General features: G+C 65.2%; 7 protein-coding genes. 2 read left to right on the forward strand and 5 right to left on the reverse strand.

Going from position 1 to position 9,542, the window contains the following annotated elements; translation table 11 throughout:
• Positions 1–1,804 (forward strand): translation elongation factor 4 (lepA, locus tag EN750_RS07255; protein WP_127396024.1); only part of this gene is annotated, 1,804 nt, incomplete at its 5' end.
• A 121-nt stretch (positions 1,805–1,925) separates the two neighbouring features.
• Here lepA and EN750_RS07260 read toward each other — a convergent pair.
• Positions 1,926–2,993, reverse strand: a complete 1,068-nt coding sequence (locus tag EN750_RS07260) for a cyclic nucleotide-gated potassium channel (RefSeq protein WP_127396025.1) — start codon at positions 2,991–2,993, stop codon at positions 1,926–1,928.
• Between the two features lie 288 nt (positions 2,994–3,281).
• Here EN750_RS07260 and EN750_RS07265 point away from each other — a divergent pair, with 288 nt between their 5' ends.
• The gene (locus EN750_RS07265; RefSeq protein ID WP_127396026.1) at positions 3,282–3,794 is read left to right on the forward strand and encodes a hypothetical protein; all 513 of its coding nucleotides are present in this window, start codon (positions 3,282–3,284) and stop codon (positions 3,792–3,794) included.
• A gap of 212 nt (positions 3,795–4,006) precedes the next feature.
• Here EN750_RS07265 and EN750_RS07270 read toward each other — a convergent pair whose 3' ends face one another.
• From EN750_RS07270 to EN750_RS07285, 4 genes are all read right to left on the reverse strand, one after another.
• A complete protein-coding gene (locus EN750_RS07270) occupies positions 4,007–5,647 on the reverse strand; it encodes an ABC transporter substrate-binding protein (protein ID WP_127396027.1) in 1,641 nt (546 codons plus the stop codon).
• Positions 5,648–6,070: 423 nt separating this feature from the next.
• Positions 6,071–7,027 carry an alpha/beta hydrolase gene (locus EN750_RS07275; RefSeq protein WP_127396028.1) on the reverse strand — a complete coding sequence of 319 codons (957 nt, stop codon included), beginning with the start codon at positions 7,025–7,027 and terminating at the stop codon, positions 6,071–6,073.
• Positions 7,024–7,704, reverse strand: coding sequence for an isochorismatase family protein (locus EN750_RS07280; protein WP_127396029.1), 681 nt, complete (start codon positions 7,702–7,704; stop codon positions 7,024–7,026). Before EN750_RS07280 ends, EN750_RS07275 begins: the two co-directional genes overlap by 4 nt.
• A gap of 337 nt (positions 7,705–8,041) precedes the next feature.
• Positions 8,042–9,346, reverse strand: coding sequence for a Xaa-Pro peptidase family protein (locus EN750_RS07285; protein WP_127396030.1), 1,305 nt, complete (start codon positions 9,344–9,346; stop codon positions 8,042–8,044).
• Between the last annotated feature and the right edge of the window lie 196 nt (positions 9,347–9,542).

Genomic DNA, 9,542 nt, shown 5'->3' on the forward strand with positions numbered 1-9,542 from the left:
GAGCACGCCCCTCGACCACATCCGCAATTTCTCCATCGTCGCCCATATCGACCATGGCAAATCCACGCTTGCCGACCGGCTGATCCAGCTGACCGGCGGGCTGGAGCTGCGCGACATGAAGGAGCAGGTGCTGGACTCGATGGACATCGAGCGCGAGCGCGGCATCACCATCAAGGCGCAGACGGTGCGGCTGAAGTACCACGCCAACAATGGCGAGGACTATATCCTCAACCTGATCGACACACCCGGGCATGTCGACTTCGCCTATGAAGTGTCGCGTTCGCTGGCCGCCTGCGAGGGTTCGCTGCTGGTCGTCGACGCCTCCCAGGGCGTCGAGGCGCAGACGCTGGCCAATGTCTACCAGGCGATCGACAACAACCACGAGATCGTCGTGGTGCTGAACAAGGTCGACCTGCCGGCCGCCGAGCCCGAGCGCATCCGCGAGCAGGTCGAGGAGGTGATCGGCATCGACGCCTCCAACGCCGTGCTGATCTCGGCCAAGACCGGCCTTGGCATTCCGGATGTCCTGGAGGCCATCGTCCACCAATTGCCGCCGCCGCGCGAAGGCGACGCCACGGCGCCGTTGAAGGCGATGCTGGTCGACAGCTGGTATGACGCCTATCTCGGCGTCATCGTGCTGGTGCGCGTCATCGACGGCGTGCTGAAAAAGGGCCAGACCATCCGCATGATGGGTACCGGCGCCAAGCACCTGGTCGAGCGCACCGGCGTGTTCACGCCGGCCCGCATCAATGTCGACGAGCTCGGCCCCGGCGAGTTCGGCTTCTTCACCGGCTCGATCAAGGAAGTGGCCGACACCCGCGTCGGCGACACCATCACCGAGGACAAGCGCACAACCGCCAAGGCGCTGCCCGGCTTCAAGCCGGCGCAGCCGGTGGTGTTCTGCGGCCTGTTCCCGGTCGACGCCGCCGATTTCGAGGATCTGCGCGCCGCGGTCGGCAAGCTGCGCCTCAACGACGCCAGCTTCTCCTTTGAAATGGAAACGAGCGCCGCGCTCGGCTTCGGCTATCGCTGCGGCTTCCTTGGCTTGCTGCATCTCGAAATCATCCAGGAGCGGCTGGAGCGCGAGTTCAACCTCGACCTGATCGCCACGGCACCGAGCGTCGTCTACCGGCTGGCTCTGACCGACGGCTCGATGAAGGAGCTGCACAACCCGGCCGACATGCCCGACGTGGTGAAGATTTCGGCGATCGAGGAGCCGTGGATCCGCGCCACCATATTGACGCCCGACGACTATCTCGGCGGCATCTTGAAACTCTGCCAGGACCGGCGCGGCATCCAGGCCGACCTGTCCTATGTCGGCAAGCGCGCCATGCTGATCTACGACCTGCCGCTCAACGAAGTCGTGTTCGATTTCTACGACAGGCTGAAGTCGATCTCCAAGGGCTACGCTTCGTTCGACTATCACCTCACCGACTACAAGGAGGGCGACCTCGTCAAGATGTCGATCCTGGTCAATGAGGAGCCGGTGGACGCGCTTTCCATGCTGGTGCACCGCACGGCGGCGGAAAAGCGCGGCCGGCAGATGTGCGAGAAGCTGAAGGAGCTGATCCCGAACCATCTGTTCAAGATCCCGATCCAGGCCGCGATCGGCGGCAAGGTCATTGCCCGCGAAACCATCTCGGCGCTGCGCAAGGACGTGACCGCCAAATGCTATGGCGGCGACGTCTCGCGCAAACGGAAGCTGCTGGACAAGCAGAAAGAAGGCAAGAAGCGGATGCGGCAGTTCGGCAAGGTCGATATCCCGCAGGAGGCGTTTATCCAGGCGCTTAAGATGGGGGACTAAGCGGTTCGGCCTTCGGCCGAACGCATCGACCCGGTTGGTCGATGCGAGCACAAGTCCGGGTGGGAGCTGCCGGAGGCAGCGCGCACCCTGCCAGCGCGGCGGTGGAGCTGCACGATTGGGATCAAGCCATCGGTGCCGCGCCGCGGCGCTCGAGCGCGGTCTTGCGGATGATTTCCGCGATCTCCGGGCTGCTGCTACACAGCATCTGGAAATCCGCCGCGTGCAGCGACAGGAGGGAGACCGCTGTCGCGGCGTTGACGGTCGCCGAACGCGGTTCGCCGCTGATCAGCGCCATCTCGCCAAAGAAGGAGCCAGGGCCAAGCTCCACCGGGTTCGGCGTCGCGACGCTGACGCGCCCCTCCACGACGAAGAACATCCGATCCCCGGTCTCGCCACTGCGGCAGATCACGGCGCCCGCCGGCAAGTTGCGAGGTCTTAGCGCGCGCACGATCTCGACCAGCACGGCCGGGCCGAGCTGCTCAAACAAGGGCACGCCGGCGACCAATTGCCAATTGCGGACGAAATCCTCGCGACGGATTTCCTGATAGAAGCCGGAGGCAAGAATGCCGGCCCAGAGCGCGAAGATGCCGATGCCAGTCATCATGACCGCCCCGGCAAGGACGCGGCCGGCGAAGGTTTGCGGAATGTGGTCGCCATAGCCGGTGGTGGACAGCGTGACCACCGCCCACCACATTGCCTCGGGGATGCTGCCGAACTTTTCCGGTTGGATGTCGCGCTCGATGACATAGGCGGCGAGTGCGACACCAAACAGAACGACGCCGAAGAGCGTGGTGACGCCGATCAGGTTGCGCGCTTCGTTGGCCAGCACCCTGCCCAGCACCGGGAAGAAGGTCGAGTCGCGCAGCGGTTTCAGCAGCCAGACACCACAGTAGAGGCTCCAGTCGGGCGTGCCGCCGAGCAGAAATGCGGCGAGTGGAACCAAAACCGCGAGCACATCGATGGCGATTGCCGGCGTCCTGTCCCGAAGGTCTCCCGCCCGGTGCTTGAGCAGCGTCGCGGCCATCTGCAGAAGATAGGCGCCCCAAATGACCGCGAGCAGTGCGGTCAGAGCCAGTCTGCTTCGTCCGGACAGGTTCGGTGTCGTGAGCGCAGCCACCACCAGAAGCCCAGGGGCAGCCAGCACCGCGTTGAGCGGCGCGTAAATTCTCAGGAAAGGCAGTACCGACATTCTGTGCCCACGAGCGGCTACTATTTGCCAAAGTAGGCTGCCTTCAAGGCAAGCGTAAGGTGCTTGCTGCGATCCGCCGATATCGGTTCTCGGGCAAGGCTGACTTTGTCGACTGCGGACGCGCTGCGGACCGCTCTCTCGACAGTCTCTGCCTTCACGCCTTGTCGATTTCGGGCTGACACTGGAGCCGCGTCGGGAAGTCAAACAGGTGAGAGCGCCTCGCCATCGGCGAGCATTGGATCAGACACCGTCCTGCGGTATCCTCGAGCCAGCTTGGGGAGACATCAAATGCGCACCACTTCAGACACCATCGCCGCGACCGGCCTCGCCATCGGCGGTGCCTTCGGCCTAGCCGGCACCTTCGTCGCCAGCGCCCCGCTGCGCGAAACGCTCTGGACGATCGACGGCGTGGCACTCGTGGTGGCGACCGCGCTGCTGACCATGAAATACCAGCGGCTGGGCAATGACAGCGTAGCGGCTGGATTCCTGACTTTCCTGGCCGGCGAGAGCCTGCTGCTTGCCGGCAATGCGGCGGGACTGGAGGCCAGCGTGCCCTCCTATGTCGGCGGCATCTCGCTTTGGGCGGCAGCATTGGTCATGGTCAGCGCGCCGAAGACTTTCGCCCTGTGGATGCGGCTCACCGCGCTCGTGGCCGCCGTGCTGTTTATCGTCTCGGCTTGCATGATTCTCTGGGGCGCGCCCTTGCTGCCGACGTCGGCGCCGCTGCCCGCCGCCGGCTATCCGTTCCTGGTACTGACCTTTGTTGGCTGGATCTGGACGCTGCTGAGGCCGGCGCGGTGAGCCTTTGTCCGCTTCCGTACCAAAAGTCCGGCCTGGTTGATCGCGCAGACTCGGAGCGATAGAAAACTCGGGCGGCGGACCCTTATCAGGTCGCCAGTGGCCGGTGAGGGCTCAGGCAACTGCCTCACCGGCATTCGCGCCGGCCACTTCCAACCCGCAGATGATCGCAGCGATCCACCGGCCAGCGCGGCACTTGAAGGAGCGCCGACGCTTCAAGACTCAATCCAAACCTTCTCAAAGTGCTGCTCCAGCGCCTGGTGCTGTTCGCAGCCTTCGACGCCCTTGCGATATGTCCGGTAGACCGAGCGCCAGTAGGGTTGGATGATGATGCCTGAGTCACGCAGATTCTGCTCGATCTTGGCCATGATCTCCTTGCGCGCCTTGGCGTCCGGCGTCGCCAGCGCCTTGTCGAGCAGGGTGTCGAATTCGGGGTTGGCGTAGGCGCTCTCGTTCCAGGCTGCACCCGATTTATACGCCAGCGCCAGCACCTGGACGCCGAGCGGGCGGCCGAGCCATTCGGTGCAGGAGAAGGGGTATTTGCTCCAGTCGTTCCAGAAGGTGGCGGCGGGCAGCACGGTGCGCTTGATCTTCAGTCCGGCCTCGCGCATCTGCGCGCCGATGGCGTCGCCGGTGCTCTTTTGCCATTCGACGTCGACGGAGATGAGCTCGAATTCGTGGTCGGCCCTGCCGGCCTCGGCGAGCAGCTTCTTCGACTGCTCGACGTCGCGCCTGGCCGGGCCGATATCGGCATATTCGGGGTGCATGGGGCCGACATGGTGGTTGTCGGCGGGCTTGCCGCGGCCGCCGAGGCCGAGCGCCAGCACGGCGGAATTGTCGACGGCGAGCTGGGCGGCGCGGCGCACCTTGACGTCGTCATAGGGCGCGTTGGCGACATTGAAGCGGGCGACGATGGTGGAGCCGGTGGCGATCTCGGAGTTCATCAGCCCCATCTGCTCGGTCTGCGAGACGGCGTCGGAGGCGGTTTCGTGATCGGTGTCAATCTCGCCGGATTCGAAGGCCGACAGCATGGCGTTGGGATCGGAGCCGTAGTCTACCCATTTGATGCCGTCGAGATGGAATTCGCCCTTCCACCACGGTCTGTCCTTGCGCTTCACCTCGGCGCCGGTCTCGGCATCCCAGCTGACCAGCTCGCAGGGGCCGGTGGTGATGGCAAGCGCCTTCAAGGGATCGCCGTCGCCCTCATAGGAGCGGTGCATGATCAGCGCCGGATAGTCGGCCATGCCGGCGATCAGCGAGATGTCTGACTTGGGCAGATTGAGCTTGATGGTGAAGTCGTCGACCTTGGCGATGCCGCCGTCGACGACCTTCTTGGTGTCGGCGTTGACCAGCGCGCCCATGCGCGCGGCGACCGAATTGCCCGGCACCGAGGCATCGCACCAGCGGGTGAGGTTGTGGATGACATCATCGGCGTTGAAGGCATCGCCGTTCGACCAGGATATGCCCTTGCGCACATGCAGGGTCAGCGTCCTGGCGTCGTCGCTCGCCTCCCAGCTTTCGAGCAGCCAGGGCTCGAAGGAGAAGTCGGTGTTCCAGCGCACCAGATATTCGTTGCAGTGGCGGGCGACATTCGACATCTCCACGCCGTCGAAGGTGCGCGGGTCCTTGAAGCCCTTGACGTTCATGGCGACGCGCAGGACGCCGCCTTTCTTCGGTTCTGCCGCGCGGGCAGGGGTGGTGCTGAGCCCGCCCAGCGCCACCGCGCCGGCGGCGCTGACACCGAGCCCGGCCATCAGCGCCAGGTATTCGCGGCGGTTGATGCCGCCGGCCTTGAAGTCCTCGGCGACGGGTTTGGCTTGCGGGTGGAGTTTGCGGTCGGTCAGCATGAATTTCATCGTCATTCCCCTGTTGTTGATGCATGCCGCCCAAAAGTGCCCAGCGGTTTTGGGACAACGGCATGCACAGAAAATCGCCCCGGCCGATCGACAGACGCGGGGGCGGACGCGACCGCCGGGGCGCCATGCCTGAGGGGGAATGATAAGGCTGGGTGACGCGGGGGAGTGTTCGGGAATCCGCAGTGATTGTGCGGGGTTCCGCATGGGGAGTCGGCAGTGCGCTTATGCTTTGCAGCCGCGCTGGGAGGAGATGTGCCAACGGCGCGGCGCAATCTCCCTCCTTGAGGGGGAGATGGCCGGCAGGCCAGAGGGGGTCGGCACGACGGGACGCGACCTCCTACTTTCAAAAAGATGATGCTAGCGCTCTACGCGCGACGACCCCCTCTGTCGCCTTCGGCGACATCTCCCCCTCAAGGGGGGAGATTAGCGTTCCACCGTCGGCCACTCACCCCGGCCCAGCGCAGCAACCGCGCCCACAATCCGCGCAAACGCTTCCGCCGCTGCCGGCACCGACGTTCGGGCGCGCAGGAAGCTGTGCACCAGCCTCGGCTCCTCGTGCCACCAGGCCTTGCCGCCGGCGGCCACAATGCGGTCGCGGTAGGTCTCGCCATCCGACGACAGCGGGTCGCATTGCGCCGTGACGATCACCGTCGGCGGCAGGCCGGAGAAATCGGTGTCGCGCAGCGGCGAGAAGGTCGGGTCGTCGGGCGATTGCCGCCTGGCCGAGCGGACGTCGCGGTAGAAGGCGATGTCGGCCACGGATAGCAGCGGCGCGTTGGCGTGTTCGACATAGGAGCCTGCGGTCTCGTCGCCGCCGAGTTCGGGATAGATCAGCACTTGCCCGACCGCAGCTCTGATATGGCGGCGCGTCGTCTGCGCCACGGCGGCGGCGAGATTGCCGCCAGCGCTTTCGCCACACAGGACCAGCGGCAGGCCTGATGTGGCCGCTGCCCATTCGAAGGCGGCGACGGCATCGTCGAAGGCGGCGGGATGAAGATGCTCCGGCGCCAGCCGGTAGTCGACCGACAGCACGTCGAAACCGGTGCCGGCGCAGAGCTCGGCACAGATGTCGTCATGGCTTTCGAGGCCGCCGAGGATGAAGCCGCCGCCGTGGTAGTAGATCACCATCCCCTTGGCGGCCTTGCCGGCAAGCCGGTAACGGCGGATCGGGATGTCGCGGCCGGCGGCGGCGATCAGGCCGTCGCTGGCCTTGACGCCGGGCGGGCGGCCCTGGTGGAAGGCGCGGCTCATACGGTCATAGACGGCGCGCTGCTTGTCGATCGGCAGGCCGAGGATTTCGGGCGGATACCAGCCGTTGACGGCGTCGATATAGGCCCAAAGGGCCGGGTCGAGCCGTGTTTCGTAGGGGCCGCGCGTCATAGATCGGCGTAGAGCGCGGCCGCGTTCTCGAAGGAGAAGCGCAGCGGCACCGAGCCCTCGACCTGCCAGGCGGTGACGGTCTCGCCGGCCAGCAGCCGGCAGGCGCCATCGGTATCGGTGACGGCGCCGCCATAGAGCCGGTTGGCGAGGTTGAGGATGCCGGTCTGGTGCATGGCCGCGCTGCCGCTGCCGCAGGCATCCTTGACCAGCAGCACGCGAAAGCCCTTGGCCACCGCATCCTTGACCGACGCGTCGATGCAGGCCTCGGTCCAGACACCTGATATGACCAACCATTCGATGCCTGAAGACTTGATGTCGCGCGCCGCCGGCCCGGTGCGGAAGGCGCTGGCCTCGGCCTTGATCAGCAGCGCCTCGCCGTTGATCGGCGCCACCTCACGGCAGATCTCGGTCAGCGGATCGCTCTTGTCGGAAAAAGCCGACTTGCCGTCTTCACCCAGCGGATGAAACGGCCGGTCCTGGCTGTCGAGATCGACGATGTAGGCCCAGTGGTAGATCGGCACATGGTTTTGCCGCGCCGCCGCTTGCAGGCGCTGGACGTTGGCGAGGATCGTGGCATAGCCGTCGACGAGGTAGCGCTTGTCCTGCCGGTGCTCTTCCTGCAGGTCGATGAAGATCGCGGCCACGGTGCCGGGTTTGATGGCGATGGGGGTTTTCATGCCGATGCGCCTTGGTTGTGGGCGGGCGACACCGCTCTGTTTAGCGAGCTGGCGCAAGCAGCGGTGATTGGCCGGCGCCTCCCCACCTTCGTCATCCACGGGCGGAGCAGGAGCGAAGCTCCGTCGCGGAGACCCGAGGATCCATGCCGTGATGTTGATCGAATGGTGCAGCGGTGCAGAACTTGTACCGTTGCGGTGCATAGAGGTCGCGGCATGGATCCCTTGGGCTGCGAAGCAGCTCCAGGGGTCTGCGCCGCGTCGCTGCGCTCCTTGCTCCGCCCTAGGATGACGAAGCGATGGAAGGCTGCGACAGCAGCGAAGGAGCGCGCAAAGACCCTCAAACCTTTCCCTCCAGAAACTCGTCCTCATAGGGAAAGCGCGAAAGCAGCTCCGTGCCCGTCTCGGTGATCAGGATCTCGTCCTCCAGCTTGACGCCCTCGCGGCCGCCTTTCTCGCCGATATAGCTTTCCACGCTCACCACCATGCCTGGCACGATATGGCCGTCACGGCCATAGGTCTCGTAATCCATGGCATGCGCGATGAACGGCGTTTCGCCATGCATGCCGACGCCGTGCATGACCGAGGTGTAGCGCTGGTCGACAAAACGGTCGGGGATTTTCCACGCCTTCTCGGCAATCTCGCGGAACGCCATGCCGGGTTTGACGATCGAAATGTTGTGCTGAACCTGGTCGTGCGCCATGCGGTAGAGCGACTTCTGGTAGGGCGTCGGCTTGCCCGGCCCGCAGCGGAAGGTGCGCGAGAAATCCGAATAATAGCCGTAGCAGCCGATCGTGTCGGTATCGAGCGCCAGCAATTCGCCGGGCCGGATCTTGCGGCCGCTGGCCTCGTTGAACCAGGGGTTGGTGCGCTGGCCCGATGTCAGCAGCCGCGTCTCGATGAACTCGCCGCCTTGGCGGATGACCTCGCCATACATGATGGCGAACAGGTCGTTTTCGGAAACGCCGGGCTTGATCGCCTCGCGCACCGCGTAGACGGCGGCCTCGGCGCCGGCCATCGATACCTGCAGGCATTTGACCTCTTCCGGCGTCTTGACGGCGCGCACCGCCAGGATCTCGCCCTGGCAGTCGCGAACCTCGCAGCCGCGCTTTTCCAGCGCCAGCGCCTGCAGATGGCTGCAGCGGTCGAGGCCGAGCTTCATCGAGCCGCCGCCATGCTGCTTCAGAAGCTCGGCGATCTCGTCGGCGAACGGCCCGGCGGTCTCGTCGTCGCGGCCGGAGACCGACGACCAGACGAGCTTGGAAGGACGCGCCTCGTCGATCGTGTCGAGCACCATCGAGACATGATAGCTCTGCGGGTATTCGAACAGCACGATCGGCCCGTCGGTCGGAATGAAGAAATAGCGGGTCGAGTTGCGCAGGAAATACCCGAACATGTTGCGCGAGCCGGTAGCATAGCGCTGGTTGTAGGGATCGAACAGCACCACGCCGCCATAGCCGGCCTCGCGCATCCAGCCGCGCAGCTTGGCCAGCCGGCCCTTGCGCAGGGCATCGGCATCGATGAAGGACGGCTCGGTGTCCGACAGCCACATGCCGCCGGCCGGATCGGCCGCCGCGGGATGGCGCATGCGGTCCTTGAAGTCCACGTCCTGCGTGCTGTCGGGGTCGAATACGACGATGCTCATGGGGTACGGCCTTGGCTGGGTTGCGAGGTCGGAGCATGGCGCGAGCAGGGCGGGAGGATTGTGCGGGAAACCGCAGCTGTTGTGCGGGATACCGCTGGCTAATCGGTTACGTCGCGATCCTTCGCGCCCCCCTCTGCCCTGCCGGGCATCTCCCCCTCAAGGGGGGAGATTGGCAGTTTCGATGCCGCCGTTCTTT

It is taken from the genome of Mesorhizobium sp. M7A.F.Ca.ET.027.03.2.1, assembly GCF_003999175.1.
Lineage (GTDB): Bacteria > Pseudomonadota > Alphaproteobacteria > Rhizobiales > Rhizobiaceae > Mesorhizobium.

What these genes read in the sequence shown, in the direction of transcription:
- EN750_RS07260 (WP_127396025.1), bottom strand. Translation starts at nt 2,993, where the DNA reads ATGTCGGTACTGCCTTTCCTGAGAATTTACGCGCCGCTCAACGCGGTG.
- EN750_RS07265 (WP_127396026.1), top strand. Translation starts at nt 3,282, where the DNA reads ATGCGCACCACTTCAGACACCATCGCCGCGACCGGCCTCGCCATCGGC.
- EN750_RS07270 (WP_127396027.1), bottom strand. Translation starts at nt 5,647, where the DNA reads ATGAAATTCATGCTGACCGACCGCAAACTCCACCCGCAAGCCAAACCC.
- EN750_RS07275 (WP_127396028.1), bottom strand. Translation starts at nt 7,027, where the DNA reads ATGACGCGCGGCCCCTACGAAACACGGCTCGACCCGGCCCTTTGGGCC.
- EN750_RS07280 (WP_127396029.1), bottom strand. Translation starts at nt 7,704, where the DNA reads ATGAAAACCCCCATCGCCATCAAACCCGGCACCGTGGCCGCGATCTTC.
- EN750_RS07285 (WP_127396030.1), bottom strand. Translation starts at nt 9,346, where the DNA reads ATGAGCATCGTCGTATTCGACCCCGACAGCACGCAGGACGTGGACTTC.